The sequence below is a fragment of the Vreelandella venusta genome (genome assembly GCF_007989605.1).
GTDB lineage: Bacteria > Pseudomonadota > Gammaproteobacteria > Pseudomonadales > Halomonadaceae > Vreelandella > Vreelandella venusta.
Map to the genome: position 1 here is coordinate 154,475 of NZ_BJUL01000008.1, position 22,111 is coordinate 176,585.

The following is a 22,111-nucleotide window of genomic DNA, read 5'->3' on the forward strand; positions in this document are numbered from 1 at the left end:
AACTGACTGCATGAAAATCAAGACCCTTGGAATGGCGGCATTGTTGCTGGTAGGTACCAGCACTGCCCAAGCACAATCCTTTGATGTTTCCGACATTCGTGTGGAAGGACTGCAGCGGGTATCTGCCGCCTCGGTCTTTAATGCGTTTCCCGTCAATGCCAATGATCGTGTTAGCGAACAGCAGCTTGCCGCCGCTGCGCGAGATTTGTTTGCCACAGGCTTGTTTGAAGATGTTTCCCTCGCGCGCGAAGGAGATGTGTTGATTATCCAGGTGGTTGAGCGGCCGACGATCGCGCGCTTGAACATCGAAGGGAATCAGCAGATTTCTGATGAGGATCTGCGCAACGGCCTGCGCGAATCAGGCCTTTCTGAGGGGCAAGTGCTCCAACTGTCCACGTTGGAAGAGATTCAGCGTGAGCTTGAAGGGGTTTATCAGGCTCAGGGGCGCTATAGCGCTGGTATTGACGTTGAAGTTGACGAAATTGATGAAGGCCGTGTTCAGGTTAATATCAATGTTAATGAAGGCGAAGTCGCTAAAATCCGCCAGATCAACATTGTGGGTAATGAAGCGTTTGACGATGACACACTGCGCAGCGTATTTGAGCTAAATGATCGGCCAGGGCGTGTTTTTGGTTGGTTCTCTAAAGATGAGTATTCCCGCGAAGCGTTGGCAGGAGATATTGAGCGGCTACGCTCCTTTTACTTGGATCGGGGTTACGTCAATTTTGATGTCACTTCAACACAGGTGTCCATTGGTCCTGATAAGTCAGAGATCTTCATCACGTTAAATATTGATGAGGGCAACCAGTTCCAAGTAGGCGATATTCGTTTTGCAGGTGATCTGCAGATCAGTGAAAACGAAGCGAACGAATTACTGACCATTAACCGTGGTGATACGTTCTCGCGTGGAGATCTTAACGCGTCTACTGAGGCGCTTCGTCAGCGTCTTGGGGCGGAAGGCTTTGCGTTTGCTGAAGTTCAAGGCATCCCTGAAATGGCCGGTGATGGTGAAACGGTTGATTTAGTGATTGCAGTCAACCCAGGTCAGCGAACTTACGTGCGTCGTATTGAGTTTTACGGCAATACCACAACGCAAGACGAAGTATTGCGTCGAGAAATGATTCAGTTAGAAGGTGCGCCTGCTTCAACCGAGTCGATTACTCAGTCGCGTCAACGCTTGGAGCGTCTTGGCTTCTTTAGCCAAGTAGAGGTTGATACGCAACCGGTTCCGGGGCAGCCCGACTTGCTAGACGTAACTTATAACGTCGAAGAGCAGCCGTCTGGCTCGGTATCTGCCAGTGTCGGCTTCTCGCAAAGCGCAGGGGTGATCTATGGCGTTGGTTTGGCGCAAAATAACTTTCTAGGTACCGGTAACCGCGTCAATATAGGCGCGCAACGTAGTGATACGTTTACCAGTGTTAACTTTGCATTTACTGATCCCTACTGGACAATGGACGGTATTTCGCGCGGTTATAACCTCTTTTATCGGGAAACTGATTACGGCGACTCTGATATTTCGACGTTCTCCACCGATGCTTACGGTGCCGGTATTAACTTCGGTTACCCCATCAGCGAGCTTTCCCGTCTGAACTTTGGCGCCAGTCTCGAGGAACTTACGGTTAAAACCTACTCCGATACAGCTTCGGAGATCCTTCGTTACGTTGAAGATCAAGGCGATAATGCACAAAGCCTGAAGCTGACTGCGAGCTGGACACGTAATAACTTGAACCGTGGCATTATGCCAACAGCGGGTAACTACCAGCGTATATCGCTAGAAACAAGCGCTCCTGGTAGTGATGCGGAATACTACAAGCTGCGTGCTCGTGCCCAGCAGCTATTCCCGATCAACGATGACCAGACCTGGGCGTTGAAGTTTACCGGCAATCTCGGCTATGCCGACACGCTGGGTAGCAATGATCCTTATCCGTTCTATGAGAACTTTTATGCTGGCGGCTTAGGTTCAGTGCGTGGTTTTACTTCGAACACCCTGGGGCAACGTACCACTGCGACTCGAGATGGTGGTCGTGACCGCACATTGGGCGGCAACATCTTGGTAGAAGGGTCAGCAGAAGTGCTTTTCCCAATGCCCTTTGTGGAAGATCAGCGTGCGATTCAGCCGTCGCTCTTCCTCGACGCGGGTAATACCTTCCTGAGTTCTTGCTATGATGTGCTGGAAGCAGATGTCGGGCGCCAGCAATGCAGCTCTGGAGTCGACTTGGGTGAGTTGCGTTACAGCGTTGGTATCGGCCTTTCGTGGCTAACGCCGGTAGGCCCGTTGACCTTCAGCTTGGCAGAGCCGTTAAGCGATAAAAGCGGTGACGATACTCAGTTCTTCCAGTTCTCGCTGGGCCAAACGTTCTAACATGGTGGGATACGTTGTACCTACCGAATAAAAAGGAGTTAACACGATGCGTAAACTGACAGCAGCTGTGTGCCTATTCGGCGCCATGACGCTTCCCGCTTATGCCGTTGCCGCTGAAGTGGCAGTGCTTGATTGGCGTGCTGCGTTAATGAATACACAGTCGGCTCAGTCATCGTTGAGCCAACTGGAAGGCCAAATTGGTAACCAGCAGCGCGAGGCTCAAGCGTTGGGAGAAGAGCTTCAGCGCCTGCAAGAGCGTTTGCAGCGTGAGGGTGAGACGATGTCTCAGTCTCAGCGCGATCCACTCATTGCTGAGCTTCAGCAAAAGGGTAGCCGCTTTGAGCAGCTGCGCCGTGAAGTGCTTCAAGCACAGCAAGCATCTGAGCAGCGGTTCCTCGAAGGTGCTGAGCCCAAGCTGGAACAAGCGGTAGAGCAGGTACTCGAGCGCCACAACATTGATGTTCTGGTAGAGCCTCAAGGGGTGTTGCACTCATCAACTGACCTGCCTAATGTGACTAATGAAGTCACACAGATTTTCGATTCGCTAAACTAATTTTAGAACTGTTGGTGCGGCTAGTCCGCACCCATGTTTCTCTGGGCTCCCATGACGCACGCTCCTCATCACCTTACTCTTGCGGATATTGCACGTCACTTGGACGTCGATTTTGAAGGCGACGCCGAACAGCCGATTCGGGGTCTTGCAACGCTTAAAGAGGCAGCGTCTGATCAAGTCGCATTTCTCGCTAATCGTGCGTATTTAAAAGATCTCGCAACCACAAAAGCAGCGGCGGTGCTGCTTCATCCTGAGCACGGCAAGAACTGTCCTGTCCCGCGCTTAGAGATGGCGAATCCTTACTTAGGTTACGCAAAACTTTCCCAGCTATTTGATCCGCTACCAGCTCGGGATGTTGCAGGTATTCATCCCACCGCGGTTGTGGCGGATAGCGCTATGCTGGGCAAAGGTGTTTGTGTTCAAGCGCATGCAGTAATTGAAGCAGGCGTTGTGTTAGGTGAGCGGGTGGTTGTCGGTGCTGGCAGTGTGATTGGTGCCGATAGTGTGATTGGCGATGATACGCGGTTACACGCCAATGTTACTGTTTGCCACGGTGTCGTTGTGGGCAAACGAGTGATTTTGCAGAGCGGCTGTGTCATCGGTGGTGATGGTTTCGGCTTTGCCCATGATGGAGCCGGATGGCACAAAATCGCTCAGTTAGGCGGGGTTGTGCTAGGCGATGATGTTGAGGTCGGTAGTTGTTCAAGCATTGACCGTGGCGCGTTAGGAGACACCGTTATTGGCAACGATGTAAAAATCGACAGCCAGGTGCAGATTGCACATAACGTGACCATCGGTGATCACAGCGCCTTAGCGGGATGTGTTGGCATTGCTGGCTCCACGACAGTGGGTAAGCACTGCATGCTCGGCGGGGGCGTTGGGCTGTCCGGACACCTTGCTATTTGTGACGGTGTGCAGGTGACGGGTATGAGTCTAGTGACCAATTCGATTCATGAGCCAGGTGTCTACTCATCGGGTACTGGCGCCATGAATAATACCCAATGGCGCAAGAATGCGGTGCGATTTAAACAGCTAGATGAAATAGCTAAGCGTTTATCTCGATTAGAGAAAAGCCATCGCAGCAAGTAGAATTTTGCCAGCAATATAGATACAGCTAGTTTGAGGCTGCATAGCGGCAGGTTATAATTCACTGCTTTTTAGCCAGCAAATTTGTTGGCGCGTGCCTGATTTAATTCAGGCCTTTTGTCATTTTAGAGGTCGTTACGATGGTTATGGATATTAACGAAATTCGCGAATACTTGCCTCATCGCTACCCGTTTTTGCTGGTGGATCGAGTAACGCAATTAACCGTAGGTGAATCCATCGTTGCGTACAAAAATGTCAGTATCAATGAGCCATTTTTTAATGGCCATTTCCCGCATCATCCCATTATGCCCGGCGTTTTAGTCTTAGAAGCGCTGGCTCAAGTATGCGGTATTTTAGGTTTTAAAACGGTCAATAAACTGCCTGCTGACGGCTATGTGTACTATTTAGTAGGAAGCGATAATGTGCGCTTCAAACGCCCTGTAATGCCGGGTGACCAGCTAGTCTTAGAAGCCAATGTCATCCGTGGGAAGCGTGGTATTTGGAAGTTTGCCTGTCGCGCCTCGGTTAATGGTGAATTAGCCTGCGAGGCGGAAATTATTTGTGCTGAGAGGAAGGTCGCTTGATACATCCTACTGCACTGGTTGATCCCAAAGCGCAGCTTGCTGACGACGTTGAGGTTGGCCCGTTTAGTGTTATTGGGCCAGATGTCACGATTGGCGCTGGCTCTGTGATAGGCCCCCACGTGGTGATTAAAGGGCCTACCGTTCTAGGTGAACGTACGCGAATTTTTCAGTTTGCTTCGGTAGGAGAAGACTGCCAAGACAAAAAATACGCCGGCGAGCCAACGCGATTGGTAATGGGGGATGATAACGTTATTCGTGAAGGCGTTACTCTCCACCGTGGTACCGTGCAGGATCGTGGCGAAACCACTATCGGCTCGCGTAACCTATTCATGGCGTATGTTCATGTCGGTCATGACTGTGTGATTGGTAACGACTGCATCCTAGCTAACCAAGTCACGTTGGCAGGTCATGTTGTTCTCGGAGATCACGCTATTCTGGGAGGCCTTGCGGCGGTTCACCAGTTTTGTCACTTTGGTGAACATGCCATGGCCGGAGGCGGGTCGATTATTACCAAAGACACGCCCGCCTATGTGATGATTAATGGCAACCCTGCTGAAGCGAGAGGCCTTAATCTCGTTGGTTTGAAGCGCCGTGGCTTTAGTCGAGATGCGATCAATGCATTAAACAGTGCCTACAAACTGGTATACCGCCAGGGCTTAACTGTCGAGCAGGCCGTTAGCGAAATGCGCAGCCGATTTGACCTGCCCGAAGTCACCACGTTCGCCGACTCTATTGAACGGTCAACGCGCGGTATCGTCCGCTAATGATATTGATGTCTAGCCGACATCAACAATGGATTCAAATGCCACTACTTCTCCCGTCACCATGACACTTCAGCGCGTCTATATAGTTGCAGGTGAGCTCTCCGGGGATATCCTTGGGGCAGGGTTGATGCACGAGCTGAGGCTGCGCCACCCAAACATTGAGTTTCGTGGCCTGGGTGGTCCTCGTATGGAGGCGCAGGGCCTGACGAGTCGCTTTCCCCTTGAAACATTATCGGTGATGGGGCTTGTTGAAGTCATCAAGCACCTGCCCGAGCTGATCCGCGTGCGTCGCACGCTGCGCGAAGAAGCGCTCGCTTGGCAGCCGGATATTATGATTGGCATTGACGCGCCTGACTTCAATATTGGCCTTGAAAAACAGCTGCGGGCGGCCGGGTTAAAGACCGCCCATTATGTCAGCCCTTCGGTATGGGCTTGGCGGCAAGGGCGGGTGAAAAAGATCGCCAAGGCGGTTGATGGCATGTTGACGCTACTGCCGTTTGAGGCTGACTTTTACCATCGGCATCAGGTGCCGGTTGCTTTTGTTGGTCATCCATTGGCGGATGAATTACCGCTTGAAAATGATCGCCAAGCGGCTCGCCAAACACTCGCACTGCCTGCTCAAACTCCTGTTCTGGCAATATTGCCTGGTTCGCGGGGTAATGAAATACGCTTTCTTGGTGATACATTTTTACGCGCTGCTGAACTGCTCTGTCAGCGTAATGGGGCGTTACGTGTGGTCATTCCCGCAGCGACCGATCAGCGTTATCAAGAAATCACCCAGCTCTTGGCAAACTACCCGACGCTAAGCGAACGTATCATGCTCTTGGAAGGTCAGGCTCGTGAGGCGATGGTGGCCAGCGATGCTGTGTTGCTGGCCTCGGGCACTGCCGCACTAGAAGCCATGCTATGTCATCGGTCAATGCTGGTGGCTTATAAAATGGCGCCGATAACTCATTGGCTGGCAAAGCGCTTGGTGAAGACACAATGGATTTCACTGCCCAATTTGATTGCTCAAGAGGGCGTTGTGCCTGAGTTGATTCAGGACGCCGCTTCACCAGCAATGATCGCTGATCGGCTCGACGAAATGCTTAATAATGCCCAGGAACGTAACGCTCTAGAGGCACGCTTTGCCGATATGCACTGTGCGTTACAGCGCAATGCCAGCCAACGGGCGGCACAAGCAATTACCTCTCTGGTAGCGGGCCAGCCGTTGGATAGCGACGCAATAGCTTGCCATAACGGGGTGGACCATGGCCGTTAAGCCGACTGACTATCCCCCCTTAGTGATCGACTATCGTGGTGACTTCTTAGCGGGCGTTGACGAAGTTGGCCGTGGGCCTCTGATTGGCAGTGTTGTGGCATCGGCGGTGATTCTTGATCCTAGTCGCCCTATTGAGGGGCTGACGGACTCAAAAAAGCTCACCGCTAAAAAGCGCGAAGCGTTGGATGTGCTGATTCGCGAACGTGCGCTAGCGTTTGCAGTGGCCGAGGCCAGTGCTGCTGAGGTTGATCAGCTAAATATCTACCATGCCACTCATCTTGCTATGCGGCGTGCCATTGATGCTTTAACACCCGCGGCTGACTATTTATTGGTCGATGGTAATCGGTTGCCCGGGCACGTGCTTCCTGGGCAAGCGGTGGTTAAAGGCGATGCCCGCCATCCTGCGATCGCCGCTGCGTCAATTTTAGCCAAGGTGGCCAGAGATGCTCAGATGACTGAGCTTGATCTGCGCTATCCTGATTATGGCTTTGCCCGCCATAAAGGTTATCCAACGAAAGAACATTTAGCGGCACTGGCTGCCTACGGGCCGCTTGCCGAACACCGCCGGAGCTTTGCGCCGGTTCAGCGTCAGTTAGCGCTGCTGTAAGCATTTTCTATTTATCTAGCTTTGTTGCTGAGAGTCCCATGACGGTTCCGTTTGTTCATCTACGTTTGCACAGTGAATACTCCCTGGTTGATGGCTTGGTAAAACTCAAGTCACTGGTCAGTACCACCGCTGAGCGCGGGATGCCGGCTCTGGCGTTAACCGATGAAGCTAACTTGTTTGGTTTGGTTAAGTTCTACAAAGCGGCGCAGGGCGCTGGCCTCAAGCCCATCATCGGTAGCGACTTATGGTTATATAACCCCCATGATGAGGCCCACCCATATCGTATTACGCTGCTAGCGATGAACGATGTTGGTTACCGCAATCTCACTGAATTGATTTCTAAAGGGTGGACCGATGGCCAGCGCCAAGGGCGCGCTATTCTGGATAAACAGTGGGTGCTAGCGCAAAGCGAAGGACTGATTGCGCTATCAGGCGGGCGTGAAGGCGAGATAGGTCGCCACTTGCTGTCTGATCATGAGCGCGAAGCCCGAGAGCTGTTAGAGGAGTGGCAGCAGGCCTTTCCAGACCGTTTTTACTTGGAGTTAATTCGCACCGGGCGGCCACTTGAAGAAGATTGCGTTCACGCGAGTGTGAAGTTGGCGATTGAGTCGAATATCCCCGTGGTCGCGACCAATGACGTGCGCTTTTTAGAGCGCGAGGACTTTTGGGCGCACGAAACCCGAGTTGCCATCGGTGAAGGTAAGGCCTTGGATGATCCGCGCCGTGAGCGACGCTACACCGAAGAGCAGTATCTAAAAAGTCCTGAAGAGATGGCAGCACTGTTTGCGGACATTCCTGAGGCGCTTGAGAACAGCGTTATGATCGCCGAGCGGTGTAGCGTTGATGTACGGTTAGGCGAAATTTTCCTGCCTGAGTTCGAAATTCCCGAAGGGATGACTCAGGATGAGTTTTTCCGCAAAGTCTCCCATGACGGCCTCACTGAGCGGTTAGATTTTCTATTCCCTGTTGAACAGTACCCGCGCGATAGCGATGCCTACCGAGAAATTGATCAACGCTACCGTGACAGGCTTGAGTTTGAGCTCAACGTTATTATCCAAATGGGCTTTCCTGGTTACTTCCTGATCGTGATGGACTTTATCCAGTGGGCTAAGGATAACAACGTGCCAGTCGGTCCAGGGCGTGGTTCCGGTGCGGGCTCATTAGTGGCTTACGCGCAAAAAATTACCGATCTTGATCCTATTGGCTACGACCTGCTGTTCGAACGCTTTCTTAACCCTGAGCGTGTCTCCATGCCCGACTTTGACGTCGACTTTTGCATGGAAAAGCGCGACAAAGTGATTGAGTACGTCGCGAACCGCTATGGTCGCAATGCGGTATCTCAGATTGTTACCTTTGGCACCATGGCTGCAAAAGCGGTGGTGCGCGATGTGGCGCGCGCCCAAGGGCGGCCTTACTCTTTGGGCGATAAGCTCTCTAAGCTGATCCCCTTTGAAGTGGGTATGACACTGGCTAAAGCGATAGAGCAAGAGCCGGCACTGAAAGAGTTTATCGGCAACGACGAAGAAGCCGAAGAGATCTGGGAAATGGCCCTCAAGCTAGAGGGCACCACCCGGGGGACCGGTAAGCACGCGGGGGGCGTTGTTATCGCGCCCACCAAGCTGACCGATTTCTCGCCGCTGCTGTGCGATGAAGATGGCTCCGGTCTTGTGGTGCAGTTCGATAAAAACGACATCGAAGACGCGGGGCTAGTAAAGTTCGACTTTTTGGGCTTGCGGACGCTGACGATTATCGACTGGGCACTGGAAATGGTCGATAAAGTGCGAGGGGTAAACGGTCAAGCGCCACTTAACATTGACGCTATCCCGCTGGACGACAACAAAACCTTTGAGATGCTTAAACGCGCGGAAACCACCGCCGTTTTCCAGTTGGAATCTCGTGGTATGAAGGAGCTGATTAAGCGCCTGCTGCCAGACTCCCTCGACGATATGATCGCCCTGGTGGCGCTATTCCGCCCAGGTCCGCTACAGTCCGGCATGGTTGATGACTTTATCAATCGTAAGCATGGCCGCTCCGAAGTTTCTTACCCACACCCAGATTATCAGCATGACCTGCTAAAACCGGTACTCAGCCCGACATACGGCATTATTTTGTACCAAGAGCAGGTCATGCAGATTGCTCAGGTAATGGCTGGCTATTCACTGGGGCAGGCAGACATGCTGCGCCGCGCCATGGGTAAGAAAAAGCCCGAAGAGATGGCCAAGCAGCGTTCAGGCTTTATGGAAGGCTGTGCCGCCAACGGTATTGATAAAGATCTTGCTGGCAATATCTTTGATCTTGTTGAGAAATTCGCCGGTTATGGTTTTAACAAATCGCACTCTGCCGCCTACGCCTTGGTTTCTTATCAAACCGCCTGGTTGAAAGCGCACTATCCTGGCCCGTTTATGGCCGCCGTTATGTCAACGGAAATGGATAACCTAGACAAAGTGGTGCCGCTAATTGAGGAGTGCCGCCACCTCAAGCTTACCGTCACACCGCCGGATGTTAATGTTGGTGGCTACAAGTTCACCGTTGATACGGAAGGGCGCGTCGTTTATGGCCTGGGTGCCATTCGCGGTGTCGGTGAAGGCCCGATTGGTGCGATTGTTGAAGCCCGTCGCACTGATGGCCCATTTAAAGATCTTTTCGATTTTTGTCGCCGCATTGATCCAAAGCGGATGAACAAGCGCACGCTGGAAGCGCTGATACGCTCTGGCGCACTGGATAATCTTGGCCCTAATCGGGCGGTGCTCGCCGCAGCGATGGAAGACGCCTTGAAAGCTGCTGCTCAAAACCATGCCAACCAAAATCTGGGTATGCTAGATATGTTTGGCGATGCGTTTACTGCGGAAGAGGATGAAACGGATCCTTATGCTGAGTATCGAAGCGCCCGTGAATGGACAGATCGTGAGCGGCTTTCAGGTGAAAAAGATACGCTGGGCCTCTATCTGACCGGCCATCCCATTGATGAATATGAGCGAGAGCTAAAGCGCTTTGTCTCTACTCGCATTAGTGATTTGAAGGCCTCTCGTGAGCCGCAGCGGGTGGCTGGCTTAGTGGTAGCCATGCGCACCATGAAGTCCAAGCGTGGCGATACCATGGCGTTTATCACGCTGGATGATCGCACCGGACGTATCGAAGCCTCTCTGTTTGGCGAACTATTTGAGCAACTGCGGGGCCAAATCGAATCTGACCAAGTGATTATCGTTGAAGGTGAGGTATCCAACGATGACTTCTCCGGCGGTTTGCGCTTGCGGGGCAAAGACGTTACGCCGATGGTGACCGCACGGATTCGCTATGGCGAAGCAGTAGAGCTTGCATTAGATGCTGAACAGATCAACGGCCGTTTGGTCGATAGCCTACGCGAGAGTTTGACGCCATACCGCGATACCGACGGATTGCCGGTGCGGCTGCAGTATCGCCACTCAGCAGCGGTTGGCTGGCTGGCACTGGCCGAAGAGTGGAAAGTAGCTCCCAGCGATGACTTATTGTTGGCCCTACGTGATGTGCAGGGGCAGGTTGGCGTTCAGCTACGCTATCGTTAACAAATGCTATAAACATGCGCGTGCCACCGTCAAATTGAGTGCTAAATGGCGGTGCAGCACGCTAATTGAAAGGGTACTGCCTTGCGTGGCAGGTTAAGGGTGCGATAATGCCCACCATACATGCCCGTTTCGACAAGGCTTCTTTTTTTATAGGCAGCTTACAGGCAGAGCCGATGAATCCTAACTATCTCGATTTTGAACAGCCCATTGCCGAGCTTCAGGCAAAAATTGAGGAGCTGCGTTTGGTCAGCTCCGATAGCCAGGTTAATCTCTCCGATGAGATATCTCGGCTGGAAGAGAAAAGCCGTAAGTTAACCGAATCGATCTTCAAGGATTTAACCCCCTGGCAGGTGTCCCAGATATCTCGCCATCCGCAGCGCCCTTATACGCTGGATTATCTTGAGCATATTTTTACTGACTTTGATGAGCTTCACGGCGACCGTAACTTTGCCGATGATGCCGCCCTTGTCGGAGGCGTTGCTCGTTTGAATGATCAGCCGGTGATGGTCATTGGGCATCAAAAAGGACGCGATGTTAAAGAGAAAGTACGTCGTAACTTTGGCATGCCGCGCCCAGAAGGCTACCGTAAAGCCTGTCGCTTAATGGAAATGGCCGAACGCTTTAAAATGCCCATTCTAACGTTTATCGATACGCCTGGGGCTTACCCAGGGATCGATGCGGAAGAGCGCGGTCAGTCGGAAGCCATTGCGTATAATTTGGCGGTGATGTCACGCCTGAAAACACCGATTATCTCCACCGTAGTGGGGGAGGGTGGTTCTGGTGGCGCGCTGGCGATTGGTGTGTGTGACGAGCTGCATATGCTGCAGTACTCCACCTATTCGGTTATTTCTCCGGAAGGCTGTGCGTCTATTCTTTGGAAGAGCGCTGAAAAAGCATCTGATGCCGCCCAAGCTATGGGGATCACTGCTGAGCGCCTTAAAGAGCTTGGCTTTGTTGATGAGCTAATTAAAGAGCCGTTGGGTGGTGCTCATCGCCATCCGCTGACGACGGCTGAGCGCGTTAAAGAGGCTTTAGCTAATAGTCTGGAGCGTCTGCAAAGCTTTGACAGCGATGCGCTACTAGAGCGCCGCTATAAACGGTTAATGAGCTATGGCGCCCCAGCCGCCTAAGTCGCTGTTACGTTTACTGAATGACGCCCTGGCGGAGACCCCGCCAGGGCGTACTATTTGGATAGCGCTGTCCGGTGGGTTGGACTCTTCGTTGCTGCTAACGTTGGCCGCTCAGGTTTGTCGAGATGCGCGTCGCCCTATGCGGGCGATTCATATCAATCATGGCTTACAGGTCGCAGCCCAAGCCTTTGAAGCGCATTGTCAAACGCTGTGCGATACGCTTGGTATATCGCTAGTAACGGCAAACGTGGCTGTGGACGTTCAGGGCGAGGGCATAGAGGGCGCAGCGCGGCGTGCGCGCTACCAAGCGTTTATGGCGCATATTCCCGTTGGCGATACGCTATGGCTGGCCCAGCACCAAGATGACCAAGCCGAGACATTACTGCTGGCCGCGTTGCGCGGTAGTGGCGTGCGTGGCTTGGCGGGCATGCCTTTTCGTCGTGAATGGCAGGGGATCACTCTGCTGCGGCCCTGGTTGAGTGTCAGCAGACAGACGTTGGCTGATGCAGCGCATGGATTATCAATCAGTTGGTGCGAAGATCCGACAAACCGAGACATCGCGTTTGATCGCAATCGCTTACGTCATCAGGTGATGCCAGCATTACAGCTTCGTTGGCCTGGCGCTGCGCGTGCCCTTGCCAACAGCGCCCAGCATGCCGGTGAGGCAGACCAGCTATTGACAGCCTATGCCGCGGAAGAGCTAGCAACGCTGATGCGCGGAGAGCACTGCATGGATGCCACCCTGCTTAGCCAACGCTCTTTACCGCGCCAACGACTGCTCATTCGTACGCTTTGTCAACAGCTAGCGCTCCCAACCCCTCCGCAAAAACGTCTCGACAGCCTGCTAGCGCAGTTAGCTGCGGCGAAAGACGCCCGGGTGAAGGTTGTATGGCCGGGGTGCGACGCGCGGCTATGGCGGCGCCGTCTCTATCTCATGGCACCGCTTAAGCCGTTGCCTAAGTGGGAAGTTGAGTGGGAAGGCGTGCCAGGGCAGTTAACCCCGTTGGGCAGGTTGGAAGTATCGCTGGCGCCGCCGCGCCGCGTAACATTGCGTTGGCGACGCGGTGGTGAAGTGATTACGTTAAAGGAGCGTGGACGGCGTGACGTTAAACGCTTGCTCCAAGAGCAGGGAGTGCCGCCCTGGGAGCGCGAGCGTTTGATTGTGGTGATGCAAGATGAGTTGTGCTTGGGCGTGATTCAACCGCCTGCCAACGTATTGTGGCAGGCTGAAGGCGTTGTGCTTGCCCCTACATCTACGCAACCGAAAACGTAAATCCAGCCGCTGTCATATAGGCCTGTTCCTGCTCCATATCGGTACTTAACAGCGTCGGTTCATCGCTGGAGGGTAGCGTCATCAGCAGTGCTTCACCCTCTGCGCTGATCTCTGGTAGCGGCGGAGGATTTTCAGATCGCGAGTGATTAATAAGCACGGCAAGGCGCAGTAGGCGAGCAAGTTTGGCACAACCTTCCTGGTGTGAGGCAGGCAGTGCCTGCCACTCTTTAGTCGGAAACTTACGTCGATGGGCGCGCACTAAAAACGCCAGTAGACGCTGCTCAGGGCGTGAAAAACCAGCTAGATCGGAGTGTTCTAGCAAATAGGCGCCGTGGCGATGGAATTGACTATGCGAAATAGCCAGGCCAATTTCATGCACATGGCTTGCCCAGACAAGATAGTGGCCTTGCTCTTTTGTTAATCCCCAGGATTTTTTTACTCTATTGAATAGGCGAAGAGCCGTGTCGGCGACATTTTCTGCCTGCCGAGAATCAACATCATAAATCCGCTTCAATGCATCTAGGCTTTTAGAACGGGTATCTTCCGCGCTATTTCGTCCTGCCATGTCATAAAGCACTCCTTCGCGCAGGGCGCCGTCTGCAAAGCGCATTTGGGAAAGATTAAAGGCTTCAAAAATAGCGTTTAAAATGGCGATACCTGCCGGAAAGACTTTTGCTCGGTCAGGTTTTAGACCCTCTAGCTCAACTTTCTCCAGCTGTTTGCATTTTAGTAGGCGTTCACGCAGCTTTTTCAACCCACTCCGGGTGATAACACCTTCTTGGGGTGAATCGCCGTAAGCATATAGCACGCTTGCAGCGGCCTTTATCGTTCCGCTAGAGCCCACGGGATCATCCCAGCCAAGGCGTAGGTAGGGACGCTGGATATTGGCCAGTTCAGACAACGCAGACAGCTCAGCACGACGCATACGCTTTTCGCTAAGTTCGCCATCAGGGAAAAAGCGGCTGCTGAAGGTGACGCAGCCCATGCGTAAGCTCTCAAGTGCTTTGGGCTCGAAGGCTTCGCCAATGATAAATTCCGTCGATCCGCCGCCGATATCGACAATCAAACGGCGGCCATTTTCGGCTAGCGCGTGGGCAGCGCCTAAATAAATAAGTCGGGCCTCTTCGCGGCCAGCAATAATTTCGATAGCGTGGCCAAGCTGTGCTTCGGCACGCTCGATAAACGCTTGGCTGTTATGGGCATCGCGCAGCGCATTTGTACCGACAATGCGCAAATTGGCATTCTCAATATCGTTGAGAAATGGTGCAAAACGGCCCAGGCAATCCAGCGCGCGCTGCATGGCTGCCTCGTTTAAATAGCCGTCCTCGTCTAGCCCAGCGGCTAACTGAACCTTTTCACCCATCCTGGCGACGACTTGAAGGCGCTCGTTTTGATAGTTAGCGACCAGCAGGTGGAAGCTGTTAGAACCCAGGTCGATGGCGGCTAAGCGCTGCGGTTCAGTGTTATCCAGTTCAGCCGACGGCGCGGTGAGAGGGAGCGAAATTTCCTTGGGCATGGGCTTTCCTTCCTAGTGGCTATGCCAAGGTTGCGGTGCCTCATTGGTATTGTCAATTGTCAAAGACTTGCGTTTATCGCGGGCCTTGACTACCATCGAACTACTGGCTTGATCCGAGCTAACTTGTTTGCCTATTAAACAGGCGTATTACTCGGGTATTCCGAGCAGTACGTATCCAATGGCATCAGCCAGATGCCCAAGTCGTCAGATAACCCGCTGAAACAGCATTTTCTGTGCCGATCAGATTAACTAGTTTTTTAGCACCCTCACGTTAAACAGTCGTTGATGCCGTCACTCCTTTATTGGCATTTGCTTCAAGACTGTCTAGCTTTCAGTATCTGAGCGTGTGCCTAGATAGGGTTCTGAACGCATCACTCGGCGCTTAGCCCAACTTTTGGCCACGCCTCCTGTCTTATTCCCGGCGCTTGTCGCCTAGCTTTCATGAGCAACTTTCTAACACACCGATGAATCTCACTGAACTCAAGCAAAAAACCGTTCCCGAGCTGCTCGATATCGCCCGCGAGATGGGTATCGACAACTTAGCCCGTTCGCGCAAGCAGGACATCATTTTCGCCATCCTCAAAAAGCATGCTAAAAGTGGAGAGGATATTTATGGTGATGGTGTGCTGGAAATCCTTCAGGATGGCTTCGGCTTCCTGCGTAGCGCTGATAGCTCGTACCTCGCTGGACCGGACGATATCTATGTATCGCCGTCTCAGATACGGCGTTTCAATCTGCGCAAAGGCGACTCCATTTCCGGCAAAATTCGCCCGCCTAAAGAGGGTGAGCGCTACTTCGCCCTGCTCAAAGTTAGCCAGATCAACTTTGATCGTCCGGAAAATGCCAAGCATAAGATTCTCTTTGAGAACTTAACGCCGCTGTTCCCGGATGATCGGCTGCGCATGGAGATCGGTAACGGTTCTACCGAAGATCTTACCGCGCGTATCATTGATCTGACTGCGCCGATTGGTAAAGGCCAGCGTGGTCTGTTGGTGTCACCGCCCAAAGCCGGTAAGACACTGATGCTTCAGAATATTGCGACATCCATTACGCGCAATAACCCTGAGTGCCACCTAATTGTCTTGCTGATCGATGAGCGTCCTGAAGAAGTGACCGAAATGTCACGCACTGTGCGTGGCGAAGTGGTTGCCTCTACCTTCGATGAACCTCCTGCCCGCCACGTGCAGGTTGCAGAAATGGTTATCGAAAAAGCTAAGCGCTTAGTAGAGCATAAGAAGGACGTAGTGATTCTACTCGACTCTATCACTCGTCTGGCGCGTGCCTATAACACCGTGGTGCCCAGCTCTGGCAAAGTGCTAACCGGTGGTGTGGATGCCCACGCTCTTGAGAAGCCAAAACGTTTCTTCGGTGCCGCGCGTAATATCGAAGAGGGTGGTAGCCTGACGATTATTGCCACTGCACTGGTTGATACCGGTTCTAAAATGGACGAAGTCATCTTTGAAGAGTTCAAGGGCACCGGCAACATGGAAGCGCACCTTGATCGCAAGCTGGCTGAGAAGCGCGTGTTCCCCGCGATCAACATCCGTCGCAGCGGTACTCGGCGCGAAGACCTACTAGCGTCTGAAGATGAAATGCAGCGCATGTGGATCCTTCGCAAGCTGCTCAACCCGATGGAAGACACGGCTGCTACAGAGTTCCTGATTGATCGTCTGAAAGATACCAAGACGAATCTGGAGTTCTTTGAAGCGATGAAGCGCCGCTAGGCGCTGCATTACGGCCAAGCACTAGCGATAAACGTCTGACAGCCCGGGAAGTGCCTTGAGGAGAGTGCCTTGAAGTACCACGACTTGCGCGATTTTATTGCGGCACTTGAAGCGCAGGGTGAGCTTAAGCGAATTAAAGCAGAAGTTGATCCTTATCTGGAAATTACCGAGATTTGCGACCGGACATTACGTGCCGGTGGTCCCGCACTGCTGTTTGAAAATGTGAAGGGGCATGACATGCCGCTGCTGGGCAACCTGTTTGGTACACCAAAACGGGTTGCGCTAGGCATGGGGCAAGACTCGGTAGAGGCGCTGCGCGAAGTGGGTAAGCTACTGGCGTTTCTAAAAGAGCCTGATCCGCCCAAAGGTTTAAAAGACGCCTGGGACAAGCTGCCGATTTTCAAGCAAGTGCTAAGTATGGGGCCAAAAATCGTTAAACGAGCGCCGGTACAAGAGCGATCGTTTGAAGGCGATGAGGTTGACTTAGATCGTTTGCCGATTCAGCACTGCTGGCCGGGCGATGCGGCGCCACTCGTGACTTGGCCATTGGTGATTACCAAAGGTCCGCATAAAAAACGTCAAAATCTCGGTATTTATCGCCAACAGAAAATTGCTAAAAACCGCCTGATTATGCGTTGGCTCTCCCATCGCGGCGGTGCGCTGGATTTTCTTGAGTTTCAAAAAGCGCATCCTGGTGAGCCATTTCCCGTGGCGGTGGCGCTGGGGGCTGATCCGGCAACGATTTTGGGCGCCGTCACGCCGGTACCCGACTCTCTCTCCGAGTATGCGTTCGCTGGGCTTCTTCGCGGTTCACGTACAGAGCTTGTCAAATGCGGACATGCTGATCTGGAAGTGCCTGCATCCGCAGAAATCATCCTGGAAGGGTTTATTTACCCCGACGATATGGCAGCGGAAGGGCCATTTGGCGATCACACCGGTTATTACAACGAAGTCGATCACTTTCCCGTTTTTACCGTCACGCGGATGACTATGCGGCGGGACGCGATTTATCACTCCACGTATACCGGCCGCCCACCCGATGAACCAGCTATTCTGGGCGTCGCGCTTAACGAGGTGTTTGTCCCGATCCTGTGTAAGCAGTTCCCGGAAATTGTCGACTTCTACCTGCCGCCGGAAGGGTGCTCCTATCGGATGGCCGTTGTGACCATGAAGAAGCAGTATCCAGGTCACGCCAAGCGCGTCATGATGGGGGTTTGGAGCTTTCTGCGTCAGTTTATGTACACCAAGTTTGTCATTGTGCTGGATGATGACGTCGACGCGCGTAACTGGGAAGACGTGATGTGGGCAATTACCACGCGTATGGACCCTGCACGGGATACCGTGATGGTGGAAAATACTCCCATTGATTACCTTGATTTTGCCTCTCCGGTGTCCGGGTTGGGCTCTAAAATGGGGCTCGATGCCACTAATAAATGGCCAGGCGAAACGGATCGAGAGTGGGGGGTACCCATCGTGATGGACGATTCGATAAAGACTCGCGTTGACGAGCGTTGGGACGAGTTGGGCATTGATATCCCGTTACCCACACCTCGCCACGGCTAACCCAGTGGCGCAGGTCGGACGATTCTTCATAAAGAGGCTTTCATGAGCGCAAGCACGCCAACTTGCAAGACGTTAACCTGCCAGGTAACCGCCGTTGAGGATTTAAATCCCGATGTCTTTGGAGTGACCCTGGAAGGGCGGCCAGAAGCTATGCAGCATGCGCCTGGTCAGTATTTAGAGCTGCAACTAGACGATAACACCTGGGTGCCGTTTTCAATTGCCAGCGCTGAACGTGGCGATGGCATCATCGAATTGCATATTCAGCACTGGCCTGAGCGTGACAACTCTGCTCGCCTGCGAGAGCTGTTGCAGGTAGCCAATCAGTTGACCGTACGTTTACCCAGTGGCCAATGTGTGTTGGACGCCGAAAGCCAGCGCCCGCTACTGCTGGTCGCGGCAGGCACTGGTTTTGCACAGATGAAAGCCATTGTAGAGGCGGCGCTGCGGCAGCAACCTGCTCGGCCTATTTCGCTATGGTGGGCAAACCGCGAACACCGCGATCTCTATGCTGAAGACTTGGCCTGCGAATGGGCACAACAGTATGCCAACGTTGCTTTTCAAGCCGTGACAGAGTTTCCGCTTACCGAGCCGTTGGCGGTTGGTGAACGAATAGCGCACCATCAAGGACGCATTGACCTCGTGCTGGAAGATGCCCTTGAGAGCCAGCTTGCAAGGGCTCAGTTAACGCCCAGCGATTGTGATATCTTCCTATCAGGCTCGCCGGGGATGGTGTACGCCTGCGTTGATGTGTTCGAGCGAAAAAACATCAGTAGTGAGAGAATGTTCTCGGATGTATTTGCCTACGCTCCTCGCCCTCACTAAAATGATTGGCCGATAACTGACGCACGGTATGTGCTGATAACCGATACCGATAAAAAAGGAGGCTTTCATGGCCCACCATGACGACAACTTCAAAGACGAATCAGGTTTACTTTCTATTGTGCTCGGCGTTGTGGTCCTGGTTAGCATGAGCGCACTGCCGGCAACGATTGGTTGGGTACAAGCGTTTGGCGGCTGAAGGTTGCCATTTTGCTTCTATGCAGGCAGGATTAAACACTTAGATGTCATCGTTTGCGATGAGCAACGTGAATTAGACTTATAAATTAGGATGTAGCTATGCACACAGCACAATGCACTTGCCACACACAAGCAATGCCGGTATCGGCGGCTAGTGCTTGGGCGTGCGTTGCTGCGTTCTTTTACGCTGCCTATTGGTTTAGCCACGGTGTGCCCCTGGCCGACCAGTAGCGTCGCGCCATCAGGCACACCGACTAGGTTGCCTGCCGCATGCAAAGAAGCCTCGGTTGGTAGCCCAACCGAGGCTTCTTTCGTTTTAACGGTTTATTTGGTTTAACTATTTGGGTTTCACAGACATTTCATCAAGGAGCTGCATCATGATGTACCGCGCATACTCTCTCGCTAATCTGCTCGCCAATACTGCCAACTATATCGGTTATGGCTATGGCTGGCGATTTAGCGACGCGCGGTCGGTGCAAGCTGCCACCTCCGACCGTGCAAGCCAAGGTGGCAAGTTGTTGTTATCACGATGTCACACGCTTCCGGAGAGTTAAGTTATGAATGCCCATGTCCGCCCTGCTTGCACAACCTTGTCAAACCTAACGTCGTTAACGAACGGCCCCTCAAGCTCATCGCAGCCATTGCCTTTGCCGGCAGAGCTACGCCGCAGTGTCGCTATCAATAGCCAACTGGGTGAGCAAATTGCCAGCCAGCGCCAAGCGGTTCAACGTATCCTGAATGGTCAAGATAAGCGCTTATTAGTCGTTGTTGGCCCCTGTTCCGTCCACGATCCAGAAGCCGCATTAGAGTATGCCGATCGGTTGGCTGCGTTAAGCGAAGAAGTGAGTGAGCAACTATTACCGGTCATGCGGGTTTACGTAGAAAAGCCGCGCACCACCGTCGGTTGGAAGGGATTGGCATACGATCCTGGGCTAGATGGCAGTGGTGATATGGCAAAAGGCATCACCCTCTCCCGTGAGCTTATGCACGCGGTTGCCTCGCGGGGACTGCCGGTGGCCACAGAGCTATTACAGCCAATGTTAGCCCCCTACTTAGATGACCTGCTGAGCTGGGTTGCCATTGGTGCGCGTACCACTGAGTCGCAGTTACACCGCGAGCTGGCAAGCGACCTTGCAGCAGCCGTGGGGTTCAAAAATGCGACCAGCGGCGACGTTCAGGTTGCCATTGATGCTATGCAGGCAGCGGCTCATTCCCATCAGCGTTTCGCCATGGATAATGAAGGACGCCCGATCATGCAGGAAACGGCTGGTAACCCCAATACGCATGTGGTGTTACGAGGTGGTCATGGCGAGCCTAACTACCAGGCGCATCATGTGCGTGCAGCGGTGAATACCCTACGAGACGCCGGGCAGAACCCTCGCTTAATGGTGGACTGCAGTCACGCTAATGCACGAAAAGATCACCGACGCCAAAGTGAAGTGCTGCTCGACGTGTTGGCACAGCGCAAGGCAGGCGATGCCAACTTGGTGGCGCTAATGCTCGAAAGCCACCTGTTTGAAGGTAAGCAAGCGCTGTCGCCTAACGCGATGCGCTACGGTGTCTCGGTGACCGATGCCTGTGTAAGTTGGGAAACCACAGAACGATTGCTTAAAACCGCTGCCGAGCGAATGAGTTAACCCAGTAATCTCCCTGCAGCTTGATAATCTCTTGTTTGCCCTGGCCAGCCCCGTATCATAAGAGACAACTTTTTATGATGAGGTTGGCCATGGTTTTCACCCTTGAGCAGCATAATCCCAGCAGTTACCAGCGCAAGGCGCGAATGATCAGTATTGCCATGGCAGGGCAATTAATTGTCTTTGGGCTACTGTTCTCAATGCTGCTAACTTCCGCTTTTGGCAGTACCTTATGGCTCAATGGATTGGGGGTCTTCCTTGGTTTGTTGGCCACCAGCGCACTGTTTGCGGTGCTCAAAGATCGCCCATGGATGGCTGAAATGCGCTACGTATGGCAGCTCAAAAACCACCTTTCTCAGATTAGTGGCTACCTGCAACCACTGCGCCGCGGCGTGGAGGAAGATAATCGTATAGCGTTGGATATTGTGACGTTTTACCATCAAGGCATGACGCAGCTCGCGGAACTTAACGGTCGTACTACCGATGATGATTCTGAACGCCTAGCTGAGAAAATGCAGATAAAGTTAAAGCGTGAAGAGCTGGGGTTGCCAGCCCAGGTTGACAGTTTTGACCCGCAGGATCTGAAAGCATTTAAGCGCCGCTAGCAGAGCGACGCCGAACGTTAAGTAGACGCCATTGACAGTGCCTACGATGATAAAAGGCATGACATCAGTAGCGGTCACAATAGTGATAGCGGTAACAACAGTGATGACAACAGGGAGCAGAATGCATGATTTACTCATCTAATCGGTTAACTGGTTTGATTGCGCTAACGGCCACGGTGGCATTGGCAGGCTGTGCAAATACTGGGACAACGCCTGCTGATTCTGCGACTGGAGTGTCTAAAACAACCGTACACAGTAGTGCACCGCTGCTGCCTGCTGCACTGTTTCCAGGCAGTGCCGCCCATTTTGACGCTTGGGAGTGTCAGCCCGCCAACCAGAACTTGGTCACCGCGGTGAACGACGATAACCTGCGTCTTTGGTCACTACATGGTGCCTGGCGCTTACCGCAAGCGATTGTGGCAAGCGGTGCGCGTTATCAAGATGGTGAAATCAGCTTCTGGAATCGAGGCGATCAAGCGCAGGTTGAAACACCGCGTGGTCAGTTGCAATGCCAACAGGGGCAGCGCCGAGTCGCAGCGACCCGCGCTGACCACCCTGGCGTGATGTTTCTAGGGCGTGGCAATGAGCCGGGCTGGACGATTGAGCTAGCCCATGATGCTCCGGTGATGACTTGGACAACCGGCTATGGCAGCGAGACGCAAACCATGCCCTATATGGTAAGCGTCATGGACAATGAGGCGGGCAGAGTGGTGATTGAGAATGCCAACGCCGAGGAGTTTTTCCGCGTACGCATTGAGTCGGGAGCCTGTTTTGATGATATGAAAGGCCAGCCGTATCCCGCTCGAGTCACGCTGACAATCGGCGGGGAACAGTACAAAGGCTGTGGTCAGGGCATCGCTCCTTAGTTGGTACGGTCTTTGAGTCCACTG

19 protein-coding genes are annotated in these 22,111 nt (G+C 53.0%); 18 read left to right on the forward strand and 1 reads right to left on the reverse strand.

Annotation, left to right across the window (positions count from 1 at the left end; genetic code table 11):
- The first annotated feature begins 10 nt into the window (after nucleotides 1–10).
- The 10 genes from bamA (at nucleotide 11) to tilS (ending at nucleotide 13,162) form a co-directional block, all read left to right on the forward strand.
- Nucleotides 11–2,362: an outer membrane protein assembly factor BamA gene (bamA, locus tag HVE01_RS11250; RefSeq protein ID WP_372373682.1), complete on the forward strand. Its 2,352-nt coding sequence runs from the start codon at nucleotides 11–13 to the stop codon at nucleotides 2,360–2,362.
- Nucleotides 2,363–2,408: 46 nt separating this feature from the next.
- On the forward strand, nucleotides 2,409–2,915 hold the full coding sequence (locus HVE01_RS11255; RefSeq protein ID WP_125745460.1) for an OmpH/Skp family outer membrane protein: 507 nt from the start codon (nucleotides 2,409–2,411) through the stop codon (nucleotides 2,913–2,915).
- 51 nt (nucleotides 2,916–2,966) lie between these two features.
- Nucleotides 2,967–4,004, forward strand: coding sequence for a UDP-3-O-(3-hydroxymyristoyl)glucosamine N-acyltransferase (gene lpxD, locus HVE01_RS11260; protein WP_146944154.1), 1,038 nt, complete (start codon nucleotides 2,967–2,969; stop codon nucleotides 4,002–4,004).
- Between the two features lie 137 nt (nucleotides 4,005–4,141).
- A complete protein-coding gene (gene fabZ / locus HVE01_RS11265; protein WP_038481200.1) occupies nucleotides 4,142–4,585 on the forward strand; it encodes a 3-hydroxyacyl-ACP dehydratase FabZ in 444 nt (147 codons plus the stop codon).
- Nucleotides 4,582–5,349: an acyl-ACP--UDP-N-acetylglucosamine O-acyltransferase gene (gene lpxA / locus HVE01_RS11270; RefSeq protein WP_125745464.1), complete on the forward strand. Its 768-nt coding sequence runs from the start codon at nucleotides 4,582–4,584 to the stop codon at nucleotides 5,347–5,349. The genes fabZ and lpxA overlap by 4 nt, the downstream gene beginning before the upstream one ends.
- Nucleotides 5,350–5,410: 61 nt before the next feature.
- Nucleotides 5,411–6,610 (forward strand): lipid-A-disaccharide synthase, encoded by a 1,200-nt coding sequence (gene lpxB / locus HVE01_RS11275; protein WP_146944263.1) that lies wholly within the window; start codon nucleotides 5,411–5,413, stop codon nucleotides 6,608–6,610.
- Nucleotides 6,600–7,217 carry a ribonuclease HII gene (gene rnhB / locus HVE01_RS11280; protein ID WP_146944156.1) on the forward strand — a complete coding sequence of 206 codons (618 nt, stop codon included), beginning with the start codon at nucleotides 6,600–6,602 and terminating at the stop codon, nucleotides 7,215–7,217. The genes lpxB and rnhB overlap by 11 nt, the downstream gene beginning before the upstream one ends.
- Before the next feature lie 38 nt (nucleotides 7,218–7,255).
- Nucleotides 7,256–10,759: a DNA polymerase III subunit alpha gene (dnaE, locus tag HVE01_RS11285; RefSeq protein WP_146944158.1), complete on the forward strand. Its 3,504-nt coding sequence runs from the start codon at nucleotides 7,256–7,258 to the stop codon at nucleotides 10,757–10,759.
- Between the two features lie 173 nt (nucleotides 10,760–10,932).
- Nucleotides 10,933–11,889, forward strand: coding sequence for an acetyl-CoA carboxylase carboxyltransferase subunit alpha (locus HVE01_RS11290; RefSeq protein WP_038486504.1), 957 nt, complete (start codon nucleotides 10,933–10,935; stop codon nucleotides 11,887–11,889).
- On the forward strand, nucleotides 11,870–13,162 hold the full coding sequence (gene tilS / locus HVE01_RS11295) for a tRNA lysidine(34) synthetase TilS (RefSeq protein WP_146944160.1): 1,293 nt from the start codon (nucleotides 11,870–11,872) through the stop codon (nucleotides 13,160–13,162). The genes HVE01_RS11290 and tilS overlap by 20 nt, the downstream gene beginning before the upstream one ends.
- Here tilS and ppx read toward each other — a convergent pair.
- A complete protein-coding gene (gene ppx / locus HVE01_RS11300; RefSeq protein ID WP_125745471.1) occupies nucleotides 13,143–14,678 on the reverse strand; it encodes an exopolyphosphatase in 1,536 nt (511 codons plus the stop codon). The genes tilS and ppx overlap by 20 nt on opposite strands.
- A gap of 464 nt (nucleotides 14,679–15,142) precedes the next feature.
- On the opposite strand from ppx, the gene rho reads away from it, so the two are divergent.
- From rho to HVE01_RS11330, 8 genes are all read left to right on the forward strand, one after another.
- On the forward strand, nucleotides 15,143–16,402 hold the full coding sequence (gene rho / locus HVE01_RS11305; RefSeq protein ID WP_038481222.1) for a transcription termination factor Rho: 1,260 nt from the start codon (nucleotides 15,143–15,145) through the stop codon (nucleotides 16,400–16,402).
- A 69-nt stretch (nucleotides 16,403–16,471) separates the two neighbouring features.
- Nucleotides 16,472–17,965: a 4-hydroxy-3-polyprenylbenzoate decarboxylase gene (gene ubiD / locus HVE01_RS11310; RefSeq protein WP_125745473.1), complete on the forward strand. Its 1,494-nt coding sequence runs from the start codon at nucleotides 16,472–16,474 to the stop codon at nucleotides 17,963–17,965.
- A gap of 42 nt (nucleotides 17,966–18,007) precedes the next feature.
- A complete protein-coding gene (locus tag HVE01_RS11315) occupies nucleotides 18,008–18,787 on the forward strand; it encodes an NAD(P)H-flavin reductase (protein WP_125745475.1) in 780 nt (259 codons plus the stop codon).
- Between the two features lie 67 nt (nucleotides 18,788–18,854).
- On the forward strand, nucleotides 18,855–18,983 hold the full coding sequence (locus HVE01_RS20125) for a hypothetical protein (protein WP_264298868.1): 129 nt from the start codon (nucleotides 18,855–18,857) through the stop codon (nucleotides 18,981–18,983).
- Between the two features lie 376 nt (nucleotides 18,984–19,359).
- On the forward strand, nucleotides 19,360–19,536 hold the full coding sequence (locus HVE01_RS19855) for a hypothetical protein (RefSeq protein WP_164517054.1): 177 nt from the start codon (nucleotides 19,360–19,362) through the stop codon (nucleotides 19,534–19,536).
- A gap of 3 nt (nucleotides 19,537–19,539) precedes the next feature.
- A complete protein-coding gene (locus HVE01_RS11320; protein ID WP_146944162.1) occupies nucleotides 19,540–20,619 on the forward strand; it encodes a 3-deoxy-7-phosphoheptulonate synthase in 1,080 nt (359 codons plus the stop codon).
- 89 nt (nucleotides 20,620–20,708) lie between these two features.
- Nucleotides 20,709–21,221 (forward strand): DUF3087 family protein, encoded by a 513-nt coding sequence (locus tag HVE01_RS11325; protein WP_125745479.1) that lies wholly within the window; start codon nucleotides 20,709–20,711, stop codon nucleotides 21,219–21,221.
- Nucleotides 21,222–21,346: 125 nt separating this feature from the next.
- Nucleotides 21,347–22,087, forward strand: a complete 741-nt coding sequence (locus HVE01_RS11330) for an MliC family protein (protein WP_125745481.1) — start codon at nucleotides 21,347–21,349, stop codon at nucleotides 22,085–22,087.
- Nucleotides 22,088–22,111: the final 24 nt, after the last annotated feature.